Origin of the sequence: Bartonella sp. CL162QHHD (assembly GCF_042195435.1) — a bacterium.
Taxonomy (GTDB): Bacteria; Pseudomonadota; Alphaproteobacteria; order Rhizobiales; family Rhizobiaceae; genus Bartonella.
This window is the reverse complement of the sequence record NZ_JBHIOG010000015.1, coordinates 88,150-113,622: the sequence shown is the minus strand read 5'-3', so window position 1 is coordinate 113,622 and position 25,473 is coordinate 88,150. Positions and strand designations below refer to the sequence as shown.

21 protein-coding genes and 2 tRNA genes are annotated in these 25,473 nt (G+C 38.3%); 22 read left to right on the top strand and 1 reads right to left on the bottom strand.

Annotated elements, in window-relative coordinates:
• Positions 1 to 156: 156 nt before the first annotated feature.
• Positions 157 to 232, bottom strand: a tRNA-Val gene (locus tag ACFILD_RS01725).
• Positions 233 to 405: 173 nt separating this feature from the next.
• On the opposite strand from ACFILD_RS01725, the gene ACFILD_RS01720 reads away from it, so the two are divergent.
• The 22 genes from ACFILD_RS01720 to mfd all read left to right on the top strand — a co-directional run bounded on the left by ACFILD_RS01720 (position 406) and on the right by mfd (position 25,324).
• A tRNA-Asp gene (locus ACFILD_RS01720) sits at positions 406 to 482 on the top strand.
• Between the two features lie 298 nt (positions 483 to 780).
• A complete protein-coding gene (locus ACFILD_RS01715; RefSeq protein WP_005773599.1) occupies positions 781 to 1,146 on the top strand; it encodes an NADH-quinone oxidoreductase subunit A in 366 nt (121 codons plus the stop codon).
• Positions 1,137 to 1,718 carry an NADH-quinone oxidoreductase subunit B family protein gene (locus ACFILD_RS01710; RefSeq protein WP_273791282.1) on the top strand — a complete coding sequence of 194 codons (582 nt, stop codon included), beginning with the start codon at positions 1,137 to 1,139 and terminating at the stop codon, positions 1,716 to 1,718. Before ACFILD_RS01715 ends, ACFILD_RS01710 begins: the two co-directional genes overlap by 10 nt.
• 14 nt (positions 1,719 to 1,732) lie before the next feature.
• Positions 1,733 to 2,344, top strand: coding sequence for an NADH-quinone oxidoreductase subunit C (locus tag ACFILD_RS01705; RefSeq protein WP_273791281.1), 612 nt, complete (start codon positions 1,733 to 1,735; stop codon positions 2,342 to 2,344).
• A gap of 121 nt (positions 2,345 to 2,465) precedes the next feature.
• Complete coding sequence (locus ACFILD_RS01700; RefSeq protein WP_375664685.1) at positions 2,466 to 3,656, top strand: NADH-quinone oxidoreductase subunit D; 1,191 nt, start codon at positions 2,466 to 2,468, stop codon at positions 3,654 to 3,656.
• Positions 3,656 to 4,309: an NADH-quinone oxidoreductase subunit NuoE gene (gene nuoE, locus ACFILD_RS01695; RefSeq protein ID WP_273791279.1), complete on the top strand. Its 654-nt coding sequence runs from the start codon at positions 3,656 to 3,658 to the stop codon at positions 4,307 to 4,309. The genes ACFILD_RS01700 and nuoE overlap by 1 nt, the downstream gene beginning before the upstream one ends.
• 164 nt (positions 4,310 to 4,473) lie before the next feature.
• Positions 4,474 to 5,778, top strand: coding sequence for an NADH-quinone oxidoreductase subunit NuoF (gene nuoF, locus ACFILD_RS01690; protein WP_273791278.1), 1,305 nt, complete (start codon positions 4,474 to 4,476; stop codon positions 5,776 to 5,778).
• A gap of 68 nt (positions 5,779 to 5,846) precedes the next feature.
• Positions 5,847 to 7,916, top strand: a complete 2,070-nt coding sequence (gene nuoG / locus ACFILD_RS01685; RefSeq protein ID WP_273791277.1) for an NADH-quinone oxidoreductase subunit NuoG — start codon at positions 5,847 to 5,849, stop codon at positions 7,914 to 7,916.
• A 27-nt stretch (positions 7,917 to 7,943) separates the two neighbouring features.
• Positions 7,944 to 8,990: an NADH-quinone oxidoreductase subunit NuoH gene (gene nuoH / locus ACFILD_RS01680; RefSeq protein ID WP_273791289.1), complete on the top strand. Its 1,047-nt coding sequence runs from the start codon at positions 7,944 to 7,946 to the stop codon at positions 8,988 to 8,990.
• A gap of 14 nt (positions 8,991 to 9,004) precedes the next feature.
• On the top strand, positions 9,005 to 9,496 hold the full coding sequence (nuoI, locus tag ACFILD_RS01675; protein WP_273723184.1) for an NADH-quinone oxidoreductase subunit NuoI: 492 nt from the start codon (positions 9,005 to 9,007) through the stop codon (positions 9,494 to 9,496).
• Between the two features lie 94 nt (positions 9,497 to 9,590).
• Positions 9,591 to 10,211 carry an NADH-quinone oxidoreductase subunit J gene (locus ACFILD_RS01670; RefSeq protein WP_273791276.1) on the top strand — a complete coding sequence of 207 codons (621 nt, stop codon included), beginning with the start codon at positions 9,591 to 9,593 and terminating at the stop codon, positions 10,209 to 10,211.
• A 13-nt stretch (positions 10,212 to 10,224) separates the two neighbouring features.
• Complete coding sequence (nuoK, locus tag ACFILD_RS01665; protein ID WP_273791275.1) at positions 10,225 to 10,533, top strand: NADH-quinone oxidoreductase subunit NuoK; 309 nt, start codon at positions 10,225 to 10,227, stop codon at positions 10,531 to 10,533.
• A gap of 6 nt (positions 10,534 to 10,539) precedes the next feature.
• Positions 10,540 to 12,504 carry an NADH-quinone oxidoreductase subunit L gene (gene nuoL, locus ACFILD_RS01660; RefSeq protein WP_375631157.1) on the top strand — a complete coding sequence of 655 codons (1,965 nt, stop codon included), beginning with the start codon at positions 10,540 to 10,542 and terminating at the stop codon, positions 12,502 to 12,504.
• On the top strand, positions 12,504 to 13,973 hold the full coding sequence (locus ACFILD_RS01655) for an NADH-quinone oxidoreductase subunit M (protein ID WP_273791287.1): 1,470 nt from the start codon (positions 12,504 to 12,506) through the stop codon (positions 13,971 to 13,973). Before nuoL ends, ACFILD_RS01655 begins: the two co-directional genes overlap by 1 nt.
• A 17-nt stretch (positions 13,974 to 13,990) precedes the next feature.
• Complete coding sequence (gene nuoN, locus ACFILD_RS01650) at positions 13,991 to 15,445, top strand: NADH-quinone oxidoreductase subunit NuoN (RefSeq protein ID WP_375664684.1); 1,455 nt, start codon at positions 13,991 to 13,993, stop codon at positions 15,443 to 15,445.
• Positions 15,445 to 16,254: a biotin--[acetyl-CoA-carboxylase] ligase gene (locus ACFILD_RS01645; RefSeq protein ID WP_375664683.1), complete on the top strand. Its 810-nt coding sequence runs from the start codon at positions 15,445 to 15,447 to the stop codon at positions 16,252 to 16,254. Before nuoN ends, ACFILD_RS01645 begins: the two co-directional genes overlap by 1 nt.
• A gap of 45 nt (positions 16,255 to 16,299) precedes the next feature.
• Positions 16,300 to 17,976: a ribonuclease J gene (locus ACFILD_RS01640; RefSeq protein ID WP_273791272.1), complete on the top strand. Its 1,677-nt coding sequence runs from the start codon at positions 16,300 to 16,302 to the stop codon at positions 17,974 to 17,976.
• A 203-nt stretch (positions 17,977 to 18,179) separates the two neighbouring features.
• On the top strand, positions 18,180 to 19,505 hold the full coding sequence (gene proS / locus ACFILD_RS01635; protein WP_375654462.1) for a proline--tRNA ligase: 1,326 nt from the start codon (positions 18,180 to 18,182) through the stop codon (positions 19,503 to 19,505).
• Between the two features lie 11 nt (positions 19,506 to 19,516).
• Positions 19,517 to 20,785 (top strand): lipoprotein-releasing ABC transporter permease subunit, encoded by a 1,269-nt coding sequence (locus tag ACFILD_RS01630; RefSeq protein ID WP_273791270.1) that lies wholly within the window; start codon positions 19,517 to 19,519, stop codon positions 20,783 to 20,785.
• Entirely contained in the window at positions 20,785 to 21,465 is a 681-nt protein-coding gene (locus ACFILD_RS01625) for an ABC transporter ATP-binding protein (protein ID WP_273791269.1), read from the top strand. The genes ACFILD_RS01630 and ACFILD_RS01625 overlap by 1 nt, the downstream gene beginning before the upstream one ends.
• Before the next feature lie 65 nt (positions 21,466 to 21,530).
• Positions 21,531 to 21,818: a succinate dehydrogenase assembly factor 2 gene (locus ACFILD_RS01620; protein WP_273791268.1), complete on the top strand. Its 288-nt coding sequence runs from the start codon at positions 21,531 to 21,533 to the stop codon at positions 21,816 to 21,818.
• A 5-nt stretch (positions 21,819 to 21,823) separates the two neighbouring features.
• The gene (gene mfd / locus ACFILD_RS01615; protein ID WP_375664682.1) at positions 21,824 to 25,324 is read left to right on the top strand and encodes a transcription-repair coupling factor; all 3,501 of its coding nucleotides are present in this window, start codon (positions 21,824 to 21,826) and stop codon (positions 25,322 to 25,324) included.
• Positions 25,325 to 25,473 lie beyond the last annotated feature (149 nt).

The following is a 25,473-nucleotide window of genomic DNA, read 5'->3' as shown; positions in this document are numbered from 1 at the left end:
AACATTATTAGAGATGATTAGCGAAGCGCAAAGAAAAGAAAATGCTACTGTTGTAGAGAAATGTTAGAAAATCCTATTCCCCAACTTTTATTTACGCGTCCCTCACTTAAAAAAACATATGAAGAATCAACAGCTTAATAGGAATATAAAGCTATATGGTGGGCGATGAGAGACTCGAACTCCCGACATCCTCGGTGTAAACGAGGCGCTCTACCAGCTGAGCTAATCGCCCAATGCAATGATCAGCAATTGAATGGAGACTCTTTAAGGAAAAATTTTTCTAAACGCAAGAATAAAGATGGTATTTGATAATTTTTTTTAAAAATGCATAATCCTTCTTGACATAGACGCGTGAACCCCTTACACGACCGCTTGTACCAAATTAAATTGGTTCGAAAAAAATGCGCGGGTGTAGCTCAGTTGGTTAGAGTGCTGGCCTGTCACGCCGGAGGTCGCGGGTTCGAGCCCCGTCACTCGCGCCATTTCTTGATTCCTTATGAAATTTCCTTTTTTTAAGTATCCATATGCTATAAGTGAGGTGGTGGAGTATTTGATTGGGGGATAAATATGTTTTTTCTTTCTTTTTATATGGTTTATAAGAATAGGGCTTGCGTCTTTCTTTGCTCTGCGTTACCTATGCCGATAAGAAAAGTATCGCTCTGTATGCCTTTGAAGCAGTATGAATAGAGTTAATAGAGCGATTGTTAAATTTGTCTGTTTGGTCTCGCAATATTGAATCATTGTGTTAACTCAGGCATTTCGTTACGATGGAAGAGGGTTATGGCTTATTTATTGAGCTCTTACTTACCAGTCTTGATTTTCATTATTGTGTCAGCGGTTATTGCTGGAGTTTTGTTGATTACACCTTACATTGTAGCATATCGTTCCCCCGATCCTGAAAAGTTATCGGCTTATGAATGTGGGTTTAATTCATTTAGTGATGCACGCATGAAGTTTGATATTCGTTTCTATTTGGTATCAATTTTATTTATTATTTTTGATCTTGAAGTTGCTTTTCTTTTTCCTTGGGCTGTTTCATTCGAATCAATAGGTATGTTTGGCTTTTGGTCGATGATTGTATTTTTAGCGATTTTGACTATTGGATTTATATATGAATGGAAAAAAGGAGCTCTTGAATGGAATTAAGATCTAATAATTCAACGATTACAGCTCCAAAACCAAAAGGAATCATTGATCCAAATACTGGTGGGCTGATAGGATCTGATGATAAGTTTTTTCGTGATATCAATGCTGAATTATCAGATAAGGGTTTTTTAGTTACCTCGGCAGATGCTTTGATTACTTGGGCACGTACCGGTTCTTTAATGTGGATGAGTTTTGGTTTGGCTTGTTGTGCTATCGAAATGATGCAATGCTCAATGCCTCATTATGATAATGAGCGTTTTGGATATGCACCACGAGCTTCACCCCGCCAGTCCGATGTGATGGTGGTTGCTGGTACGCTCACAAATAAGATGGCGCCTGCTTTAAGGAAGGTTTATGATCAGATGCCTGAGCCACGTTATGTGATTTCTATGGGGTCATGTGCAAACGGTGGGGGATATTATCATTATTCCTATTCAGTAGTGCGGGGATGTGATCGTATCGTGCCTGTCGATATATATGTTCCAGGGTGTCCACCTACAGCAGAGGCATTATTATACGGCATATTGTTGTTACAGAAAAAAATCCGTCGTACCGGATCCATAGAGCGATAGAGAGTTTTCTTGTCATGGTGGATGAAACATTGGTTGAACTTGCTGCTTATTTGGAAAACAAGTTAAAAAATAAGCTTGAAGAGACTGTTCTTGCTTTTGGTGAATTGACCATTGTGGCGCGTCTTGATGCAATTATCGATGTCTTAATGTTTGTTCGAGATGATTCTCGCTGTCAATTTATTAATCTTACAGACATTAGTGGTGTGGATTATCCTTCTCGCGATAAGCGCTTTGATGTTTCTTACCAATTGTTATCTCCTCGTGAGAATTTACGCTTACGTGTAAAGGTTCGTACTGATGAAAATACTCCTGTTGCTTCAGCTTGTACGGTTTATCCTGGTGCAGAGTGGTATGAACGAGAAACGTATGATATGTATGGGATTTTATTTTCAGGACATCCGGATTTGAGACGGATTTTAACAGATTATGGGTTTGAAGGATATCCTTTACGCAAAGACTTTCCTGTGACAGGATTTGTTGAATGCCGTTATGATAATGAAGCAAAGAGGGTGATTTATGAGCCTGTTGTTTTGCGCCAAGAGATGCGTAATTTTGATTTTCTGTCTCCTTGGGAAGGAGGACAGTATACTTTGCCACGTGATGGAAAAGCAGATGAAAAAAAATAATATTGGTTTTGATAAGGCATTATATTAGAGTACTGTATTTCTTAAATAATTAAATATTTTTTAGCGTGATAGATTTTTTTGATATTTGATATGAAGTTTTTTAAAAAGCAAGGGGTTGATTGTGGCTGAGGTCAATGTTCGAAACTTTAATATCAATTTTGGTCCGCAGCATCCTGCCGCGCATGGGGTTTTGCGCATGGTTCTGGAGTTGGACGGTGAAGTTGTTGAGCGTGTAGATCCACATATTGGGTTGTTGCATCGCGGTACTGAAAAATTAATGGAAACAAAGACTTATCTTCAAGCGGGTCCTTATCTGGATCGTTTGGATTATGTTGCTCCTATGAATCAGGAACATGCCTTTGTTCTTGCTATTGAAAAGTTATTAGATATTAAAGTTCCTAAAAGAGGGCAATTAATACGTGTTTTGTTTTCTGAAATTGGGCGTATTCTTAATCATTTGCTTAATGTAACGACACAGGCAATGGATGTTGGCGCTTTAACACCACCGCTTTGGGGGTTTGAGCAACGTGAAAGGTTGATGATTTTTTATGAGCGTGCCTGCGGTGCTCGTCTTCATGCAAATTATTTTCGTCCCGGTGGCGTGCATCAAGATTTACCAGAATCTTTAGTTGAAGATATTGGTGATTTTATTGATCCATTTCTTGTTTCTCTCGGAAAACTTGATGCGCTTGTGACCCCAAATCGGATTTTTAAGCAGCGTAATGTGGATATTGGCGTTGTAAGTATTGATGAAGCTTGGGCACGCGGTTTTTCTGGGGTTATGATTCGTGGAGCTGGTGTTCCGTGGGATTTGCGTAAAAGTCAGCCTTATGAATGTTACGATGAAATGGAATTCGATATTCCTGTAGGTAAAAATAGCGATTGTTATGATCGCTATCTTATTCGTATGGAAGAAATGCGTCAATCAGCGAAAATCATGCGCCAATGTGTGGAGCGTTTACTGAGTAGTGAAAAAAGTGGACCGGTTTCGAGCTTGGATCGCAAAATCGTACCACCGACGCGGAGTGAAATGAAAAGCTCGATGGAAGCACTGATTCATCACTTTAAACTCTATACGGAAGGTTTTCATACACCTCCTGGAGAAGTATATGTTGCTGTGGAAGCTCCGAAGGGTGAGTTTGGTGTTTATCTTGTTTCTGATGGGACCAATAAGCCTTATCGTGTCAAGTTGCGTGCTCCTGGGTTTGCTCATCTCCAAGCTATGGATTTTTTAACCAGAGGTCATATGTTGGCAGATGCTACAGCTATTTTGGGTTCGATTGATATTGTTTTTGGGGAGGTTGATCGCTAATGTCCGTACGCCGTCTTGCAGATGATGTTTATCAGCCGGCTGAGTTTTCTTTTACAAAAGAAAATCAGATATGGGTACAAAATACCATAAAAAAATATCCTGTAGGGCGTCAGCAGTCTGCTGTAATTCCATTATTAATGCGCGCTCAAGAGCAAGATGGTTGGGTGACACGTGCTGCGATTGAGCATATTGCTCAGATTCTTTCCATGGCTTATATCCGTGTCTTAGAAGTTGCTACTTTTTATACTCAGTTTCAGCTTAAGCCTGTTGGAACAAAAGCGCATATTCAAGTTTGTGGTACAACGCCTTGTATGTTACGTGGTTCTGATGAATTGATTAAAGTTTGTCAGAAAAAAATTCATCATGAACCTTTTGCGACCAATCAGGATGGAACCTTATCATGGGAAGAGGTGGAGTGTCTTGGTGCTTGTGTTAATGCTCCGATGGTTATGATTTTTAAAGATACTTATGAAGATCTTACAGCTGAACGCCTTGAAGAAATTATTGATGCATTTGAAGCAGGTGAAAGTTCTGAGATAGCGGTTGGTCCACAAAATAGTCGTAAATCGTCGGAACCGATTAGTGGTTTAACTTCTCTTATTGATGATGAGAAAGAAAAAAAGATCTCTCAAGTATTCACCAAAAAAGGATAAGGAAAGAATGGGAACATAATTAAGTATTTTTCTTGAAAAAATATTTTATTATTCTACCCATGATGGCAACATTTAACGAAAAGTAAGAAGTCTTGAAAAGATATTTAAAAATTGCATTTGAGGAAAAGCGGAAAATGCTATGGGTAATAGAAAAAAGGTGAGGTATGTTAGCTGATAAAGATCGTATCTTCACCAATATTTATGGCTTAAAAGACAAATCATTAAAGGCTGCGATGTTGCGTGGGCATTGGAATGGTCTGAAAGAGATGATTGACAAAGGTCGTGATTGGATCATTGACGAAGTGAAGGCATCGGGTTTACGCGGTCGTGGTGGTGCTGGTTTTCCTACTGGAATGAAGTGGTCCTTTATGCCAAAGCAGAATGATGGGCGTCCTCATTATTTGGTTGTCAATGCCGATGAATCTGAACCTGGAACTTGTAAAGACCGTGATATTTTACGTCATGACCCCCATACTTTGATTGAAGGATGTGTAATCGCTACTTTTGCTATGGGAGCCAATGTTGCTTTTATTTATATTCGTGGTGAATATATTCGTGAACGTGAAGCGCTTCAAGCTGCCGTTGATGAGTGCTATGATGCGGGGTTACTTGGCAAAAAAACGAAATATGGGCATGCTTGTGATATTGTTATTCATCATGGAGCTGGTGCTTATATTTGTGGTGAAGAAACGGCTCTTCTTGAAAGTCTTGAAGGAAAAAAGGGGCAACCTCGGCTTAAGCCACCATTTCCTGCCAATATGGGGGTTTATGGCTGTCCAACAACAGTAAATAATGTAGAGTCTATTGCCGTTGTTCCAACGATTTTGCGGCGGGGTGCTTCGTGGTTTTCATCAATTGGACGAGCAAATAATGTTGGAACAAAATTATTTATGGTTTCAGGGCATGTTAATGCACCTTGTACATTTGAAGACGCTCTTGGTGTTTCATTCCGTGAATTAATTGAAAAACATACGGGTGGTGTTCGTGGTGGATGGAATAATCTTTTAGCGGTTATTCCAGGGGGGGCTTCTTGTCCAGTCGTTCGTGGTGAGGATATGATCGATGCGATCATGGATTTTGATGGGATGAGAGATGTCGGGTCTTCTTTTGGCACAGGGGGAATGATTGTTATGGATAAATCAACCGATATTATCAAGGCAATTTGGCGTATAGCTGCTTTTTTCAAGCACGAGAGTTGTGGACAGTGTACACCGTGTCGTGAGGGGACGGGGTGGATGATGCGTCTTTTAGGGCGTATGGTTGAAGGAAGAGCGCAAAAACGCGAGATTGATCTTTTGTTTGAAGTGTCTAAACAGGTTGAAGGACACACTATTTGTGCGCTTGGTGATGCTGCCGCATGGCCTGTACAGGGGTTGATACGTAATTTTCGTCCGGAAATCGAGCGTAGAATTGATGAATACACGCGAAATGTAGTCCAAAGCAAAAATATTGCTTTAGAAGCGGTTTAATAACGGATTTTGTTCTAAGAGCAACCGAATGCAAATTTTAAGTGGGTTATCCGCAGGTTGGATGGGTGATGATAAATATCAAAGTTGATGGCAAAGAGATTGAAGTTCCTGATTACTACACGTTGCTTCAGGCTGCTGAGGCGGCGGGTGTTGAAGTGCCACGTTTTTGTTTTCATGAATCTTTATCAATTGCTGGAAATTGTCGTATGTGTTTAGTTGAGGTTAAGGGGGGGCCTCCAAAACCTCAGGCTTCTTGTGCTATGGGGGTTCGTGATTTACGAGTAGGGCCTAACGGTGAAGCACCTGAAATTTTTACCAATACGGCGATGGTAAAAAAAGCACGTGAAGGTGTTATGGAATTTCTTCTCATTAATCATCCTTTGGATTGTCCAGTGTGTGATCAAGGGGGAGAGTGTGATCTTCAAGATCAAGCAATGCTTTATGGACGAGATTGTTCTCGTTATACAGAAAATAAACGTGCTGTAGAAGATAAATATATTGGACCTCTTGTCAAAACTGTTATGACACGATGTATTCATTGTACACGGTGTGTTCGTTTTACAACGGAAGTTGCAGGTATTTCTGAGCTTGGTTTGATCGGTCGTGGTGAAGATGCTGAAATTACGACGTATCTTGAAAAAGCTATGACATCTGAGTTACAGGGAAATGTTATTGATCTTTGTCCAGTGGGAGCTTTAACTTCAAAACCTTATGCGTTTCATGCCCGTCCGTGGGAATTGGTAAAAACGGAATCGATTGATGTGATGGATGCGCTTGGTAGTGCTATCCGTATTGATAGCCGCGGCCGTGAAGTTATGCGGATTATGCCGCGTACGAATGAAGATGTAAATGAGGAATGGATCTCTGATAAAACGCGTTTTATTTGGGATGGATTACGGACTCAGCGGCTTGATAAGCCATATGTACGCAAAGATGGAAAGCTTCAACCTGTCAGTTGGACAGAAGCTTTTGCAAAAATTAAAATGGTGATCTCTAAAATTTTTCCAGAAAAAATTGGAGCCATTGCTGGAGATCTTGCTTCTGTTGAAGAAATGTATGCCCTTAAAACATTATTGAGCTCTTTGGGCTCAACGCTTTTTGATTGTCGTCAAAGAGGGGGGGCTTTATCGCCAGAGTTTGGACGCTCGAGTTATATTTTTAATCCTACAATTGTAGGTATTGAACAGGCTGATGCACTGCTTATTGTGGGATCTAATCCACGTCATGAAGCAGCTGTTTTAAATGCGCGTATTTTAAAGCGCCAACGGATGGGCAATTTTCCTATTGCATTAATTGGAGAGAAAGTCGATTTACGTTATCCTTATTCTTACCTTGGATCTGGGAGTGATACATTAACGACACTTATTCGTGGAGAGGATGTTTTTTTTAATGTCTTAAAAGAAGCGAAGAGGCCCCTTATTCTTATCGGAGAGGGGGCTGTTTCAGGAAATGAAGGTTTATCTGTTTTAAAAAGTCTTGCTAAATTAGCTGATAATATTGGTGCTCTTAGTGAGACATGGAATGGGTTTGGGGTTCTTCATAATGCAGCATCGATTGTTGGAGGGTTAGACATAGGCTTTACTTCTAAGCTTGGGGTTGCAAATATACTTAAAACCTGTGAAGTTCTATTTTTGCTTGGTGCTGATGAAGTAGAATTAGCCAATACAAAAGCTTTTACAGTTTATATTGGGAGCCATGGTGATAATGGTGCACATGCTGCTGATGTTATTTTGCCTGCATCTGCTTACACTGAAAAATCAGGGCTTTATGTGAATACAGAAGGACGTGTTCAAATGACAAATCGGGCTGGTTTTGCTCCAGGTGAAGCAAAAGAAGATTGGGCTATTTTGCGTGCTTTATCGGATATTTTAGGACAAAAACTCCCTTTTGATTCTCTTCCTCAATTAAGGCAATGCTTGTTTAATGATTATCCACACCTTTGTGCTGTTGATGATATAGTGCCTTCTGATATAAGTGGTCTTAAGGCGCTTGGTTCAAAAATGGTTTCTCTCGAGAGTCAAACATTTACTTCTATGGTTAAAGACTTTTATTTAACAAATCCGATAGCACGTGCTTCTGCTGTTATGGCTAAATGTTCATCTCTTGCAAAAAATCGTTCTACGCAAACTGTACTGTAAAGTAAGGGCAAAGGAAAAAGAATAATGATGTATGATTTCTTTATGACTTGGCTGTTGCCATTACTCATTATAATCGGAAAAACACTTCTTCTTTTGGTCGTTCTTTTGCTCTTAGTTGCTTACCTTCTTTACGCAGATAGAAAAATTTGGGCTGCGGTACAATTGCGTCGTGGACCAAACGTTGTTGGTCCATGGGGATTGTTACAGTCTTTTGCAGATTTAATTAAATTTGTTGTGAAAGAACCTATTATCCCAGCAGGTGCAAATAAGGGGGTTTTTCTTTTGGCTCCTTTTGTTTCAGCGACACTTGCTTTATCAACTTGGGCTGTTATTCCTGTCAATGAGGGTTGGGAGGTTGCGAAGATTAATGTTGGCTTGCTTTATATTTTAGCTATTTCATCTCTTGAAGTTTATGGTGTTATTATGGGGGGATGGGCATCAAATTCAAAATATCCTTTCTTAGGAGCTCTTCGTTCGGCGGCACAAATGGTTTCTTATGAAGTTTCCATTGGTTTTGTGCTTGTGACCGTTATTTTAGTGAGTGGTTCGTTGGATCTTACAACAATTGTTCTTAAACAAAGTCATGGTTTTGGTACAACTCTTGGTCTTCCTTTTAACAGTTTTCTCGATTGGAATTGGTTGGTCCTTTTTCCAATGTTTATTATATTTTTTATTTCTGCGCTTGCAGAGACAAACCGTCCTCCATTCGATTTGGTGGAAGCAGAATCTGAACTTGTTGCTGGTCATATGGTAGAATATTCTTCAACGCCTTACATGCTCTTCTTTTTAGGTGAATATGTTGCGATTGTTTTAATGTGCGCATTAACAACCATTCTATTTTTAGGCGGTTGGCTGCCTCCTTTAGATGTTTGGTGGCTTAATTGGGTTCCTGGTATCATTTGGTTTGTTTTAAAAGTCTGTTTTGTATTTTTTTGGTTTGCTATGGTTAAAGCATTTGTTCCACGTTATCGCTATGATCAGCTCATGCGGCTTGGTTGGAAGGTTTTTCTTCCTCTCTCACTAGCAATGGTTGTGATAACTGCTGCTTTTTTAAAGTTTACGGATTTCGTTTAAGAGGAGATTTTACGATGTCAGGTTTCATTCAGGCGGCAAAGTCACTTCTTCTATTGGAATTTGTGAGTGCTTTTTTCTTAGCTATGCGCCAATTTTTTTCACCAAAGCCCACGATTAATTATCCTTATGAAAAAGGTTTTGTATCTCAGCGTTTTCGCGGTGAGCATGCATTGCGTCGCTATCCAAATGGTGAAGAACGGTGTATTGCTTGTAAATTATGTGAAGCGATTTGTCCTGCTCAAGCGATTACAATTGAAGCTGGGCCACGGCGCAATGATGGTACACGTAGAACTGTCCGTTATGATATCGATATGGTTAAATGTATTTACTGTGGTTTTTGTCAAGAAGCTTGTCCGGTTGAGGCTATTGTCGAAGGTCCAAATTTTGAGTTTGCGACGGAAACACGTGAAGAACTTTATTATGATAAAGAAAAGCTTTTATTGAATGGAGATCGCTGGGAGCGAGAAATTGCTCGAAATATATTGATGGATGCGCCTTATCGTTAAGTGTATCGTTAAATGAGGTGTCGGATATTTTTCCGATAAATTGTAATCTGGTATGAAGTTTATACCAATTGTTTGAATAATTAAGGAGAAGCCTATGCTAACAGATCTAGCGGCGGCATTTTTCTATTTGTTTGCTTTTATTATGCTAACAAGTGCAGTTATTGTTATTACAGCACGCAATCCAGTGCATTCTGTTTTGTTTTTAATCCTCGCATTTTTTAATGCAGCAGCTTTGTTTTTACTTGCAGGGGCAGAGTTTTTAGGGCTTATTCTGCTTGTTGTGTATGTTGGAGCTGTCGCTGTTTTATTTTTATTTGTCGTTATGATGCTTGACGTTGATTTTGCTGAGTTAAAGAGTGGAACTCTTCGGTATGCTCCTATTGGAGCTCTTATTGGTGTTATTATCGCTGTAGAATTGATTGTTGTTTTTATGAGTAGCTATTTTTCTCCAATCTTGAGAACGCATGTTACGCAACCAATGCCAGATTTAGCCCAGCGAACAAATACACAAGCATTAGGTGATATTCTCTATACGGATTATGTTTTCTATTTTCAAATTGCTGGAATGATTTTATTGGTTGCAATGATTGGAGCTATTGTTCTAACACTTCGTCATAAATTAGGAGTAAAGCGGCAATCTATTGCGGAGCAAGTTTCTAGAACGGTAGAAAGTGCTATTGAAATCAAACAAGTTGAATCAGGCAAAGGTATATAAGGGGGCTATGTAGATGTATATTGATATTACACATTATCTCACTGTTTCTGCTTTGATGTTTACAATTGGTATTGCTGGAATTTTTCTCAACAGAAAAAACGTGATTATTATCTTGATGTCCATTGAGCTTATATTGCTTTCAGTTAATCTCAATTTTGTTGCATTTTCAGCATTTCTTCATGATCTCGTTGGTCAGGTATTTGCTTTATTTGTCTTAACCGTAGCAGCTGCTGAAGCTGCCATTGGTTTAGCAATTCTGGTCGTTTTTTTCCGTAATCGTGGTTCCATTGCGGTTGAAGATGTTAATGTAATGAAAGGCTAACCAGTGATGTATTATACGATTGTCTTTCTTCCGCTTTTGGGTTTTTTAATTGCTGCACTAGGTGGAAAAACGATAGGAGATCGTGCGAGTGAATTGATAACATGTAGCTTTATGGTTGTTGTTGCCATATTATCGTGGATAGCATTTTTCAGTACTGCACTTGGTCATATTCCAGCGATTGATGTATCGGTATTACATTGGATGACTGTTGGTGACTTAAGCTTTAATTGGGCTTTACATGTTGATGCATTAACAGCTGTCATGCTTATTGTTGTAAACAGTGTTTCGGCATTGGTGCATATTTATTCAATTGGTTATATGCATCATGATCCTTCAAGGTCTCGTTTTTTTTCTTATCTTTCTTTATTTACATTTATGATGCTTATGTTGGTCACATCCAATAATTTGATTCAGATGTTTTTTGGATGGGAAGGTGTCGGACTTGCTTCTTATTTACTCATCGGTTTTTGGTTTCAGCGCGATTCTGCTAATAAGGCCGCAATGAAAGCTTTTGTAGTTAACCGTGTTGGAGACTTTGGTTTTCTCTTAGGAATCTTTAGTATTTTTGTTTTGTTCCAATCAGTTGATTTTGCCTCTATTTTTGCAAAAGCTGCCGACAAGAGCTTTATACAAAATGTGACATTTTTAGATTGGCAATTTGATGGGCAGACGGCAATTACCATTACATGTCTTTTATTATTTATTGGTGCGATGGGAAAATCCGCACAATTTCTTTTACATACTTGGCTGCCTGATGCAATGGAAGGACCAACCCCTGTATCAGCGCTTATTCATGCTGCTACAATGGTAACGGCTGGTGTTTTTATGGTTGCGCGTATGTCGCCAATTTTTGAACTTTCTTCGACTGCTTTGACCGTGATTATTATTGTTGGTGCAACAACAGCGTTTTTTGCAGCAACTGTGGGGTTGGTGCAGAATGATATTAAGCGTGTTATTGCTTATTCTACATGCTCTCAACTTGGTTATATGTTTGTGGCATTAGGTGTTGGAGCTTATGGCGCTGCTGTCTTTCATCTTTTTACGCATGCTTTTTTTAAGGCCTTATTGTTTCTTGGTGCAGGTTCTGTGATTCATGCTGTATCTGATGAACAAGATATGCGAAAAATGGGTGGGTTACGCAAACATATAAAGGTCACCTATTGGATGATGATGGTCGGGACCATTGCCTTGACCGGTGTTGGAATTCCAGGAACACTTTTCGGGACTGCAGGTTTTTTCTCAAAAGATGCGATTATAGAGTCTGCTTTTGCATCTCATAATATTGCTTCAGGATATGCTTTTTATCTTCTTGTTTTTGCTGCCTTTTTAACAAGTTTCTATTCATGGCGGCTTATCTTTATGACATTCCATGGTAAACCACGGGCAACAGTTGATGTGATGCATCATGTTCATGAATCGCCTCCAGTTATGTTGATTCCACTCTTTCTTTTATCTATTGGAGCAATATTTTCTGGTGTCGTTTTCCAACCTTACTTTTTTGGTGAGTTGTATAATGCTTTTTGGAAGGGAGCATTATTTACAAGCAGCCATAATCACATTCTTCATGATGCCCACCATGTCTTTAATTGGGTAAAATGGTCGCCATTTATAGCGATGCTTCTTGGGTTTATCTTAGCTTATTTATTTTATGTTTCTATCCCATCTCTTCCTAAGAAAATGGTTCGTATTATGCCAAGAACATATAACTTTCTTTACCAAAAATGGTATTTCGATCAATTATATAACTTTTTGTTTGTTCGTCCTACCTTTAGAATTGGTTCTTTTCTTTGGAAAGTGGGAGACGGTAAGATTATTGATGGTCTAGGCCCTAATGGTATTGCAGCGCGTGTTGTTGATATTACAAATAGAGTTGTTCGAATGCAAACAGGCTATCTTTACCACTATGCATTTGCAATGCTTATCGGCGTTGCATTGCTCATTACATGGATGATGATCGGGGGCGTAAACTAATGACCGATTGGCCTATTCTTTCTACGGTTACATTTTTGCCGCTTGTTGGTGTGCTTCTGATTTTGTTTATCAAAGATGATAGTGAAGTAGCACGCCATAATATACGTAATGTCGCATTTTTTACGACTCTATTTGTTTTTATTATTTCTTTAATTATTTGGATAGGATTTGATTCTAGCAACCAAAATTTTCAAATGGTTGAAAAATCCAGTTGGTTAGGGGGGGGTATTAGCTATCATATGGGGGTTGATGGTATTTCTATTCTTTTTGTTGTTCTCTCGGCTTTTCTTTTGCCTTTCTGTATTTTAGCAAGTTGGGAGAATGTTAAAGAGAGATTAAAGGCTTATATGATTGCGTTTCTTCTTCTAGAAGTTGCGATTATTGGCGTTTTTTGTGCTCTTGATGCAATGCTATTCTATGTTTTTTTTGAAGGCAGCCTTATTCCAATGTTTATCATTATAGGTGTATGGGGAGGAGCACGTCGTGTTTATGCAAGTATAAAGTTTTTCTTATATACTTTACTTGGTTCAGTGCTTATGCTGGTTGCTCTTATGGTTATGTATTGGGAGGCTGGGACACTTGATATACCAACTTTACTCAATTATCAGTTTCCTGCTCATATGCAAATATGGCTATGGCTTGCATTTTTTGCTTCTTTCGCAGTTAAAATGCCAATGTGGCCAGTTCATACATGGCTCCCTGATGCTCACGTAGAAGCACCGACAGCGGGTTCCGTTATTTTAGCTGGTGTCTTACTCAAATTAGGTGGGTATGGTTTTCTTCGTTTTTCTTTGCCTATGTTTCCTATCGCTTCAGCAGATTTTGCGCCTTTTGTTTTCACATTATCGCTTATCGCTATTATTTATACATCACTGGTTGCACTTGTTCAAAGTGACATCAAAAAACTTATTGCTTATTCTTCAATAGCGCATATGGGGTATGTGACAATGGGTATTTTTGCTGCAAATGAACAGGGGATACAAGGGGCTATTTATCAGATGTTATCCCATGGAATTGTTTCAGCAGCATTGTTTCTTTGTGTTGGGGTTATCTATGATCGCTTACATACGCGTGAAATTTCAGCGTTTGGTGGTTTAGTGAATAATATGCCTAAATATGCTGTTGTTTTCTTAATTTTCACTATGGCAAATGTTGGTTTGCCTGGAAGCTCAGGATTTTTGGGTGAGTTTTTAACCTTAATAGGTGTTTTTCAAGTAAATAAATTGGTTGTTGTTTTAGCAACAACAGGTGTTATCTTATCGGCAGCCTATGCCCTTTATCTTTATCGGCGTGTGGTTTTTGGTTCCTTGGATAAAGAGAATTTAAAAGTATTAATAGATCTTTCTTTAAGAGAAAAATTCCTCCTTTATCCAATGGTTATTCTTACAATATTCTTTGGTATCTATCCAACGCCTATTCTTAAGGCAACGGCGTTTTCCGTAGAAACCCTCATCAATAAACTGCACTAGATAAGGGAAGAATGCACATGCAAACTGAAATAATAGCGCAATTAGTCTTAATTCTTCCGGAGCTTTTAATCGCATTAGGAGCTGTCGTGCTACTTATGATTGGTGTTTATTCCAATACACGTGCTTCTTTAACAGTGACAGGTTTAGCCATGGCACTTCTTGTGGCAACCATTATTATTCTTATAGTTTTTCCGAAAAATGGTTCATTTCAAACCAATGCGCTCGTTATCGATTCCTTTAGTCGTTATATGAAAATTTTAATGCTTATTGGCGCACTCTTTTCTCTTATTATGTCTGTTGGTTTTGCCAATGCACAAAAGTTTAATATATTTGAATTTCCAGTGCTTGTTCTTTTAGCAACCCTTGGAATGATGTTTATGATTTCAGCGGGTAATATGCTGTCGCTTTATATGGGGTTAGAACTGCAATCTTTAGCTTTATATGTTTTAGCAGCGATTAATCGTAATAATGTAAAATCTTCTGAAGCCGGTATAAAATACTTTGTTTTAGGAGCATTATCTTCAGGATTGCTGCTTTATGGTATTTCTTTACTTTATGGTTTTACCGGTCAAATTGGTTTTCACGAAATTGCTCTTGCTTTAAAAGGTAAGAATTTACAATTGGGTGTTATTTTTGGAATTGTTTTTATTTTAGCTGGTTTGGCTTTCAAAATTTCTGCTGTTCCATTCCACATGTGGACACCTGATGTTTATGAAGGAGCGCCAACACCGATTACAGCATTTTTTGCTGGTGCTCCTAAAGTTGCTGCAATGGCTTTAATCATCCGTATTATTGTGGTGACCTTTATTCCCCTAGGGCGTGTTGATAATGTGATGCCTGCATGGCAACAAATTTTGATCTTTATGGCGATTGCATCAATGATACTGGGTGCTTTTGCTGCAATTGGTCAAAATAATATTAAGCGCTTAATGGCTTATTCGTCGATCAGTCATATGGGCTATGCACTTGTTGGTTTATCTGCTGGAGATATGCTAGGAGTAAAAAGTGTTATTCTTTATATGACGATTTATCTTGGAATGACGATTGGTTCATTTGCCTTTATTCTTGGAATGCGCTCTCAGAATGGCAATGTTGAAAATATTTATGATCTTTCAGGGTTAGCAAAGACGAATCCTTTTATGGCTGTTGTGATGACAATACAGCTTTTTTCTTTAGCAAGCATACCTCCTATGGCTGGTTTTTTTGGAAAGTGGTATACATTTTCTGCGGCTGTCCACGCTGGACTTACTCCACTTGCTGTCGTGGGGATGATAGCGTCTGTCGTTGGGGCTTTTTACTATTTGAGAGTCATTAAAATTATGTGGTTTGATGATGCAAAAGCGCATTTTGTTGCTTTATCGAATGAGCTTCAGTTTTGTCTTGGTCTTTCTGTATTCTTTATTTTATTTTACGCGCTTTTTGGAGTTTGGTTCGCTGAGCTAGCAGAAAAAGCAGCAACAGCATTGTTTTAATGAATATGGTTTATACTTTATCAGATTTTGCACAAAAACAGGGATACACTGTTGAAGCGTACGATAGTGTTGATTCAACAAATCTCATTGCGCAACGAAAAGCGCAAACTGGTCATCAAGGTAATCTTTGGATTGTTGCACAAGAACAATCACAGGGAAGAGCAAGAAGAGGGAGGACTTGGTCTAGTCCAAAAGGGAACCTTTATTCTAGTCTTTTATTAATTGATGATATTGTTCATCAAACTGCGGCTCAACTTGGCTTTGTTGCTGGAGTAAGTGTGGCAGAGGCAATAAAACAATTGATAAAAGAGGAAAAGCAGACAAACAATATTGTGAGCTTAAAATGGCCAAACGATATTTTGCTCAGAGGAGAAAAAAGCTCTGGAGTTTTGCTTGAGATTTTAAAATTGTCATCACAACAATATGCCTTGGTTATTGGTATTGGAATAAATGTGAAATATAATTATGAAGATGCAACCTATTCCACTTCAAGCTTAAAGAATATCGGTTTGCATATTGATGCAGAACAATTATTTACGGTTTTGACGGAGTGTTTTTCTAAAAATTACCTTCTTTGGAAACAACCAAAAGGATGTGAAATAATCCGAAAAAAATGGCTTTTATATTCCGCTCACCTTGGAAAACATGTCAAAGTGGTGAATGATGAAAAAGTCATTGAGGGTATTTTTGATGGTCTTGATAGTGATTTTAACTGCATCATAAAGCAAAAAGACGGTCAGACAGCCATTATAACAGCTGGAGATGTTCATTTTGGTTCCGCTGATTCTATTAATGCAGGTCGTTATTGAAAAATTATTTTACCATCAGATACCTTAATGATTTGGGAGATGTTTATGGTTGCAGCCAATAAGAATGAATTTGTTTTTTTACCTCTGGGAGGTGTAGGTGAGATAGGGATGAATTTAGCTGCTTACGGATTTGGTCCCCAAAGTCTTCGTGAATGGCTGCTGGTTGATATGGGGGTTAGTTTTGCTGGTTCTGAATTACCAGGTGTCGATCTTGTTTTGCCTGATATTCGTTTTCTAGAAAGTGAAAAACATAATATACGGGGTCTTGTTTTAACACATGCACATGAAGATCATTATGGGGCCGTTCTTGATTTATGTCCAAAGTTACAAGTGCCAATTTACTGTACGCCTTTTACGGCAGGATTATTGGAAACTAAAAAACAATTAGATTTTGAATCTCAAAAAATTTTACTCAATATTTTTCAAGCTGGTGATTGTTTTCAGGTAGGTTCCTTTGCTGTAGAGGCTATAGCCGTTAACCATTCAATACCAGAATCTGTATCTTTAGCAATTACAACCTCTTTGGGGACTGTGATTCATACTGGTGATTGGAAAATTGATCATACCCCTTCACTCGGGGCTGTAACCGATGAAAAAAGATTTCGTGCTTTAGGCAAAAAAGGTGTTTTAGCATTACTTTGTGATTCCACAAATGCATGTCGGGATGGTATATCTCCATCAGAGCAGCAAGTTCAAGCCAGTCTTTCTGAGATTATTTCCAAAGCTGAAGGGCGCGTTGCGATAGCAACTTTTTCTTCTAATATTGGTCGGATACGTTCTATTGCTCTTGCAGCTGAAGCTGCTGGACGTAAGGTGCTTGTCATTGGGCGTTCCCTTAAGCGAAGTATTATGGTTGCACAAGAGCTTGGTTATATGAATGGTTTAGCGCCATTTGTAACGGAAGATGATTATGGCTATATCTCGCGAAAAGATCTTGTTTTAATTGTCACTGGGAGCCAAGGTGAGCCATGTGCAGCTTTGGCTAAACTGTCACGTGATGGAATGAAAAATATTGCACTTTCCGCTGGTGATACCGTTATTTATTCATCACGAAGTATTCCAGGAAACGAAAAAGCGATTATTGAGGTACAAAATCGTTTCATTGATTTGGGTATTGAAATTATTACGAATGAAGATGCGCTTGTTCATGTTTCAGGTCATCCACGTCGTTCAGAACTTTTACAGATGTATGATTGGATAAAGCCACAAATACTTGTCCCTGTACATGGGGAAGCAATGCATCTTAAGGCTCAGGCAACTTTAGCACGTCAAGCAGGTATTAAAACTGTTACGGATATCAGAAATGGACATATTTTACGCCTTGCACCAAAGCCTGTAGAAGTTATTGATCAAGTTCCTGTTGGCCGCATCTATAAGGATGGTTGCTTAATTGGAGATGAAGATGAATTAGGGATTCGTGAGCGCCGCAAACTAAGTTATGCTGGTCATGTTACTATTTCTCTCCATATAAATAGTAAGCATGAATTATTAGGGGATATAGGTCTAACAATATTAGGGTTACCTGAAAGTAATGGAAAGGGGAAAAGTTTAAAAGATATTCTTTTAGATATCGTAGAAAATACAGTTTATAATATCCCACGCATGAAACAGAAAAATAATGAACTTATTCGAGAGGCAACACGACGTGCAGTGAGAGCGGCTGTTCATGAAATTTGGCAAAAAAAACCTATCTGTACAGTTTTTTTACATCGGTCAAAATAAAGAACTTTCATATTACGTTATTTAAAAAGAGAAGAGCATTTTTTATTTTATTGCTAAATAAGAAAAATAGAGAATAAAGCACAATAAATTTTTAAATGATAAGATCGTTATATTTGCAAGTATTCAGAATGCGGCTATAGATGAATAGAGGGTGTGATAAATTGTTCCGATATGATAGATCTGATTAGGAGTTAATTATTTCAATGCGTCTTTCTCAATATTTCCTTCCACTTTTAAAAGAGAATCCTAAAGAAGCAGAAATTGTTTCTCATCGCTTCATGTTGCGCGCGGGAATGATTCGACAACAAACATCAGGGATTTATTCTTGGCTTCCTTTGGGAAAAAAAGTGCTTGATAAAGTTTGTAAAATTATTCGTGAAGAGCAAGAACGTGCGGGTGCAATAGAAATATTGATGCCTACAATTCAGTCTGCTGATCTTTGGCGTGAAAGCGGTCGTTATGATGATTATGGTTTGGAAATGCTCCGCATTAAAGATCGTCAAAAGCGTGATTTACTTTATGGTCCAACCAATGAAGAGATGGTAACAGATATTTTTCGCTCTTATGTTCGTTCTTATAAAGATCTTCCGCTGAATTTATATCATATTCAATGGAAATTTCGTGATGAAATTCGTCCACGTTTTGGTGTGATGCGAGCACGAGAATTTTTAATGAAAGATGCTTATTCTTTTGATCTTGATTATGAAGGCTCTAAAACATCTTATAATCGTATGTTTGTTGCTTATTTACGCACTTTTTCTCGCCTGGGATTAAAAGCAATTCCTATGCGTGCAGATACAGGTCCAATAGGGGGGGAACTCAGTCATGAATTTATCATTTTGGCTGAAACAGGAGAGAGTGCTATCTTCTGTGATAAACAATTTCTTGAACTTACCGTTCCAGATAGTTCAATCGATTTTAGTGATAAAGCTGTTTTAGATGATATTGTTAAGCAATGGACATCTTGTTATGCAGCAACGGAAGAAATGCATAATGAAGAGGAGTGGGCTAAAGTTTCTGATCATAATCGTCTTTCAGCGCGTGGTATTGAAGTAGGTCATATTTTCCACTTTGGTACTAAATATTCTGCTCCAATGGGAGCAAAAGTTATGGGACAAGATGGAAAAGAGCATGTGGTCTCTATGGGATCTTATGGTATTGGGCCTTCGCGTCTTGTTGCGGCCGCTATTGAAGCTTCTCATGATGAAAATGGTATTATTTGGCCAAAGTCGATGGCACCGTTTGATTTTGGGATTATCAATATGAAACCCGATGATGAAAAATGCACACAGGCATGTGAGTTTCTCTATCAGGGATTAAAGGAGGTTGGTTTTGATCCGTTATTAGATGATAGAAATGAACGTCCTGGATCAAAATTTGCAACAATGGATTTGATTGGTTTGCCAACGCAAGTCATTGTTGGCCCTAACAGCATTGCACAAAATGAAGTTGAAATTAAAGATCGAAAAACAGGAATAAAAAAATCTCTAAAGGTTGAAGATGTGCTCAGCCAACTTTCTATAATTTAATAGGAAATGTTATGAAGAGGCTGAAAAACAAATGCTTTTCATCTTATGAGTGGATGATCGCTTTTCGTTATATGATTCCCAATAAAAAACATGTCGTTGCATCTGTTATTTCAATTATTTCTCTTATTGGGATTATGTTGGGCGTATTTGCTCTGGTTGTTGTTATGGCGGTGATGAATGGCTTTCGTACAGAACTTCTCAATCGTATTCTTGGTATGAATGGGCATCTTATTATTCAAACAGTTGATTCTGGTTTTTCTGATTATAAGACTCTTATTTCTTCTTTAGAAACTACAAATGGTGTGAAGTTTGCTTTACCTGTTATTGAAGGTCAAGCGCTTGTTCAAGGTGAAGTTCAAGGTGGCTCTGGCGCGTTAGTTCGTGGTATGCGCAAACAAGATCTAGAAAAGCTTAAAACAGTCTCTCAAAACATTAAATTAGGATCGATTTCTCGGTTTGATCAAGAAGAAGGTGTTGCAATTGGAAGTGGCTTAGCAGAAAAATTAGGACTGACAGTTGGAAGAGATATTCGTATTATTACTCCAGATGGTGATGAGACTCCTTTTGGCGTTACCCCACGTGTGAAAGCTTATAAAGTCGTTGCTATTTTTGAAGTTGGTATGTCTGAATATGATTCAATATTTATCTTTATGCCTCTCCATGAAGCACAAATGTTTTTTAATTTGGGAGATAAGGTTCAGTCTTTGGAATTATTTCTAAATGATCCTGATGCTGTTGATCAAATAAAACCTGTTGTAGAAAAAGCAGTTGAACAACAGGTCTATTTAATTGATTGGCGTACACGCAATCAGGCTTTTTTTTCAGCCTTACAGATTGAACGAAATGTTATGTTTTTCATTCTTTCTCTGATCGTTCTTGTTGCTGCTTTAAATATTATTTCAGGGCTGATTATGCTTGTAAAAGATAAAAGTCATGATATTGCAATTTTACGCACGATGGGGGCTCAACAGAGTGCGATTTTGCGTATATTTATCATTACAGGAATGATGATTGGTTTTATTGGAACTATATTGGGTTTAGTTTTAGGTGTTATCGCGACCGCGAATATTAATCATATCCAAGATTTTATATCTTGGTTATTTAATGTCGATGTTTTTAATCCTCAACTTTATTTTTTAACAAAATTGCCTGCACAAATTGAGTGGAAACAGACCATCTTGGTTGCTATGATGGCTTTATTCTTGTCGTTTCTTGCTGCTCTCATTCCGGCATGGCGTGCTGCTAAGCTAGACCCCGTACAAGCTTTGAGGTATGAATAATGACAGCTATTTTAGAGCTTGTAGAGATTGAAAGACACTTTTTCGAGAGCCATAAGCCGCTCATTGTTTTAGATAAAGCGAATTTTATTCTTAATCGTGGAGAGCTTGTCGCACTTGTTGCACCATCTGGTGCTGGAAAATCAACACTTCTTCATATTGCTGGATTATTAGAAAAACCAACAGCTGGTGATGTGATGTTACGGGGTGTTTCTTGTGCAAAGCGCTCTGATAGTGAGCGAACAGCTATAAGACGGAATGATATTGGTTTTGTTTATCAATTTCATCATTTACTTCCAGAGTTTACGGCGTTAGAAAATGTCATGATACCGCAAATGATAGCAGGATTAAAAAAATCTATAGCAGAAGATCGTGCGCGCAAATTATTGACGTATCTGCGTGTTTCTCATCGTGCGAACCATCGTCCCTCAGAGTTATCGGGAGGAGAACAACAACGTGTTGCTATTGCACGTGCAGTAGCAAATGGCCCTTCGGTTCTTTTGGCTGATGAACCTACAGGAAATCTTGATCCAGTAACTTCAGCTTATGTCTTTCAAGCTTTATCTATCCTTGTTCGTCAGTCTGGTCTTTCTGCTCTTATTGCAACACATAATTACGCTTTGGCTAAGCAAATGCATCGTCGAATTACACTTAAAGAACAAAAGATTATAGAACTTCCTTAAAGCAAGGTACAAATTTTATACGACTAATTGAATAGTTTATATTACTTTATTCAAGGAGATTTTTTATGACAGTTTTTGTCGTTGACAAAAATCAATTAGATGCTCGTCGTCGTCGATTGATTTTTCGTGCATGGCATCGCGGTATTCGTGAAATGGATCTCATTTTTGGACATTATGTCGATGCTCATATTACTGGGATGAATGATAGAACGCTCTCTGAGCTTGAGTATATTATGTCTTTTGATGATCGTGATTTACTGACATGGATTACTGGAGAAATTTTGCCCCCCTCTGAGGTTGATAGTCCACTTTTTCGTGATATTGCCAATTATCGTACTTGCTTAAGTTATTAATCCAGATGCCTATATTTAAAAAAATTGTTATTCCCAAAAATAATTCTGTTCGTATGATTTTAGATGGCGTTACTGATGGATTTGAAGCCTTTGCGCTTGCTAAATTAAGTTCAGAAATTGCACAAGGTAAACCGCTCCTCTATGTTGTCCGTGACGGAACAAAAATTGTGCATTTACAACAAGTTTTAAATTTTATTGAGCCCAATTTACCCGTACTTCAATTTCCTGCATGGGATTGTTTGCCTTATGATCGTGTGTCACCAGGAATTGCTGTTATGGCACGTCGACTATCAGCATTGGCACACATAGCAAATTTACGTAAAGATCCACATCCTGCAATTATATTAACAACAGCAAATGCGATTATGCAAAAGCTACCTCCTCGTGAAATGATAGAAGCTCAGCTTATTCACGCACGTGTTGGCCAGCGCAATAACATGGGAAATCTTATTCAATTTCTAGAAACTAATGGTTTTGAACGCGTTACGGTTGTCCGTGATGTTGGTGAGTTTGCTGTAAGAGGAGGAATACTTGATATCTTTTCTCCTATGGATGTTGAACCTTTACGTCTTGATTTTTTTGGAGATACCCTAGAAAGTATCCGCGTATTTGATCCAGAAAGTCAAAGGACAACAGGCCAAAAAACTGAACTTTTATTACAGGCAATGAGTGAGGTTGTTCTTACACCAGAACGCATCAGTCGTTTTAAAAGCAATTATACCCGTACATTTGGTGTATCACAAAAAAATAACATGCTTTATGAAGCAATTTCTCAAGGTCGGCGTTTTGCCGGTATGGAACATTGGCTTCCATTTTTTTATGAAAACCTTGATAGCTTTTTTGACCATTGTGGCAACTTACCGATAGTTTTTGAGCATCTCATAGAAGAAGTCTTCATTGAGCGCTATCGTCTTATTGAAGACTATTATAATGCGCGCAAAGAGCGCGAAAGTGATGAAAAAAATTCTACTTCTTATCATCCAATAGATCCTAGTCTTTTTTATTTAACGCCAGAGCGTGTTTTGGAAGGTGCGCAACAATCTTCGCAGCGTATTGATTTTTCGCCTTTTAATGTTCCACAAAGTTTGGAACAAACTGTTATTCACACCAATGTTAAACAAGGATATGATTTTGTAAAAGAGCGTAATGCGCAGGAAAAAAATGTTTTTTCAAGTGTTATTGATCATATCGCATCTTTACGCACTGCTGGTAAAAAAGTGCTTTTAGCGTGTTGGAGTGAAGGATCTCTCAATCGTTTGCTACAAGTTCTCGACGAGCATGGATTGAAAAAAATAGATGTTGTAAAATCCTTGCAAACTGTCAAAGCAACCCCACGAGATCGCATATTAGCAGCTGTTATCATGATAGAACATGGTTTTGAGGCTGAAGATTTGGCTATTATAGCAGAGCAAGATATCCTTGGCGATCGTTTTATAAGATCACCAAAGCGGCGTAAGAATAATACAAATTTTATTTCTGAAATTTCTGCTTTAAATTCTGGTGATATTATTGTGCATATCGACCACGGTATTGGCCAATTTGTTGGTCTTAAAACCATCAGAACCACTGGAATTTTACGAGATTGCCTTGAAATTAGATATGCTGGAGGTGATTTACTCTTTTTACCTGTTGAAAATATTGAGCTTCTCTCACGTTATGGCTCAGAAGGAACAGAGGTAACTTTAGATAAATTAGGAGGTGTTGCTTGGCAAGCACGTAAAGCTCGGCTTAAAAAACATTTATTGGAAATGGCAGGGCAATTAATCCGTATAGCTGCAGAGCGTATGACTCGTGCTGCGCCTGCTTTACTTCCACCAATTGGACCATTTGATGAGTTTGTTGCTTGCTTTCCCTATGAAGAAACGGAAGATCAAATGAATGCAATTGATGCTGTTTTGGACGATCTAGCCTCAGGTAAGCCGATGGATCGCTTGATATGCGGTGATGTTGGTTTTGGAAAAACTGAAGTAGCTATTCGAAGTGCTTTTGTTGCAGCATTAAATGGATATCAGGTTGCTGTTGTTGTACCGACAACTTTGCTTTCACGTCAACATTACAAAACATTTATTTCGCGTTTTCAAGGATTACCGGTTAAAATTGGACATGCTTCGAGGCTTGTAAAAGCGAAAGAACTTGCACGAGTAAAAAAAGGTGTTTCAGATGGTACAATCGATATTGTCATTGGAACCCATGCATTATTAAGTGGTGCAGTTAATTTTTTACGGTTAGGCCTTCTTATCATTGATGAGGAACAGCATTTTGGTGTCAAACACAAAGAGCGTTTAAAAGAGCTTAAAAGTGATATTCATGTTCTCACACTTTCAGCAACTCCCATACCACGCACTTTAGGGTTAGCTTTATCGGGTGTACGTGAACTTTCATTGATAACAACCCCTCCCATTGATAGAATGGCGGTTCGTACTTTTATTTCACCCTTTGATGCACTTGTTATACGAGAGACCCTGCTTCGAGAATATTATCGTGGTGGACAAAGTTTCTATGTTTGTCCTCGTATTTCTGATCTGGCTTTTGTAGAAGAATATCTCAAAACACATGTGCCAGAACTGAAATTCGTTGTGGCTCATGGACAAATGCCGGCTGGACAACTTGATGATATCATGAATGCATTTTATGATGGACAATATGATGTGCTGCTATCAACAACCATTATTGAATCAGGTCTTGATATTCCAACAGCCAATACCCTAATTGTGCATCGTGCTGAGATGTTTGGTCTTTCTGCCCTTTATCAGTTACGTGGTAGGGTAGGACGTTCAAAACAACGTGCGTATGCTCTCTTTACATTTCCTGCTGGTAAAGTTTTAACAACTGCTGCTGATCGTCGTCTTAAAGTGTTACAATCTCTTGACACCTTAGGGGCCGGTTTTCAATTGGCAAGCCATGACATGGATATCCGCGGTTCAGGAAATTTTTTAGGTGAAGAGCAATCGGGGCATATCAAAGAAGTTGGATTTGAACTCTATCAAAAAATGCTTGAAGAAGCTGTTGCTGAATTAAAAGATGGAGAGCTAAATGAAGATAAGCAATGGTCACCTCAAATTTCTCTTGGTACAACAGTGATGATACCAGAAAGTTTCGTGCCTGACTTATCATTACGTATGGGACTTTATCGTCGTTTAACAGAACTTGATGGTTTAGAACAAATTGATGAATTTGCAGCGGAGTTAATTGATCGCTTTGGTCCTTTGCCCCTTGAGGTTCAACATCTTCTTAAAGTCTTTCATATTAAAACATTGTGTCGAAAAGCACATGTAGAAAAATTAGATGTTGGACCAAAGGGGATTGTCATACAGTTTCGTAATAACTATTTTGCAAATAGTGTTGCTCTTGTTCAGTGGGTGGGAAAACAAGGTTCAATGGCAAAAATTCGACCAGATCAAAGTATTGCTCTTATTCGTGATTGGTCCTCAGCGAATGAAAGGCTTGTTGGAGCAGCGAATATTATGACACAGCTTGTCGAAATGGCAGAACAACATTCTGTTTAAAAAATTTCTTTATTGTTTCAGAACTGTTACTCATTTTTATAAAATCATTCTATAAAAACAAACAGTTATTGATTTTGTATAAAAATAAAATTTAAGTTTATAATAAAGAACCCTTTATATATTTATTTGGTTTTTATTATATACGTATT

What these genes read in the sequence shown, in the direction of transcription:
- ACFILD_RS01715 (WP_005773599.1), top strand. Translation starts at nt 781, where the DNA reads ATGGCTTATTTATTGAGCTCTTACTTACCAGTCTTGATTTTCATTATT.
- ACFILD_RS01710 (WP_273791282.1), top strand. Translation starts at nt 1,137, where the DNA reads ATGGAATTAAGATCTAATAATTCAACGATTACAGCTCCAAAACCAAAA.
- ACFILD_RS01705 (WP_273791281.1), top strand. Translation starts at nt 1,733, where the DNA reads ATGGTGGATGAAACATTGGTTGAACTTGCTGCTTATTTGGAAAACAAG.
- nuoE (WP_273791279.1), top strand. Translation starts at nt 3,656, where the DNA reads ATGTCCGTACGCCGTCTTGCAGATGATGTTTATCAGCCGGCTGAGTTT.
- nuoF (WP_273791278.1), top strand. Translation starts at nt 4,474, where the DNA reads ATGTTAGCTGATAAAGATCGTATCTTCACCAATATTTATGGCTTAAAA.
- nuoG (WP_273791277.1), top strand. Translation starts at nt 5,847, where the DNA reads ATGATAAATATCAAAGTTGATGGCAAAGAGATTGAAGTTCCTGATTAC.
- nuoH (WP_273791289.1), top strand. Translation starts at nt 7,944, where the DNA reads ATGTATGATTTCTTTATGACTTGGCTGTTGCCATTACTCATTATAATC.
- nuoI (WP_273723184.1), top strand. Translation starts at nt 9,005, where the DNA reads ATGTCAGGTTTCATTCAGGCGGCAAAGTCACTTCTTCTATTGGAATTT.
- ACFILD_RS01670 (WP_273791276.1), top strand. Translation starts at nt 9,591, where the DNA reads ATGCTAACAGATCTAGCGGCGGCATTTTTCTATTTGTTTGCTTTTATT.
- nuoK (WP_273791275.1), top strand. Translation starts at nt 10,225, where the DNA reads ATGTATATTGATATTACACATTATCTCACTGTTTCTGCTTTGATGTTT.
- nuoL (WP_375631157.1), top strand. Translation starts at nt 10,540, where the DNA reads ATGTATTATACGATTGTCTTTCTTCCGCTTTTGGGTTTTTTAATTGCT.
- ACFILD_RS01655 (WP_273791287.1), top strand. Translation starts at nt 12,504, where the DNA reads ATGACCGATTGGCCTATTCTTTCTACGGTTACATTTTTGCCGCTTGTT.
- nuoN (WP_375664684.1), top strand. Translation starts at nt 13,991, where the DNA reads ATGCAAACTGAAATAATAGCGCAATTAGTCTTAATTCTTCCGGAGCTT.
- ACFILD_RS01645 (WP_375664683.1), top strand. Translation starts at nt 15,445, where the DNA reads ATGAATATGGTTTATACTTTATCAGATTTTGCACAAAAACAGGGATAC.
- ACFILD_RS01640 (WP_273791272.1), top strand. Translation starts at nt 16,300, where the DNA reads ATGGTTGCAGCCAATAAGAATGAATTTGTTTTTTTACCTCTGGGAGGT.
- proS (WP_375654462.1), top strand. Translation starts at nt 18,180, where the DNA reads ATGCGTCTTTCTCAATATTTCCTTCCACTTTTAAAAGAGAATCCTAAA.
- ACFILD_RS01630 (WP_273791270.1), top strand. Translation starts at nt 19,517, where the DNA reads ATGAAGAGGCTGAAAAACAAATGCTTTTCATCTTATGAGTGGATGATC.
- ACFILD_RS01625 (WP_273791269.1), top strand. Translation starts at nt 20,785, where the DNA reads ATGACAGCTATTTTAGAGCTTGTAGAGATTGAAAGACACTTTTTCGAG.
- ACFILD_RS01620 (WP_273791268.1), top strand. Translation starts at nt 21,531, where the DNA reads ATGACAGTTTTTGTCGTTGACAAAAATCAATTAGATGCTCGTCGTCGT.
- mfd (WP_375664682.1), top strand. Translation starts at nt 21,824, where the DNA reads ATGCCTATATTTAAAAAAATTGTTATTCCCAAAAATAATTCTGTTCGT.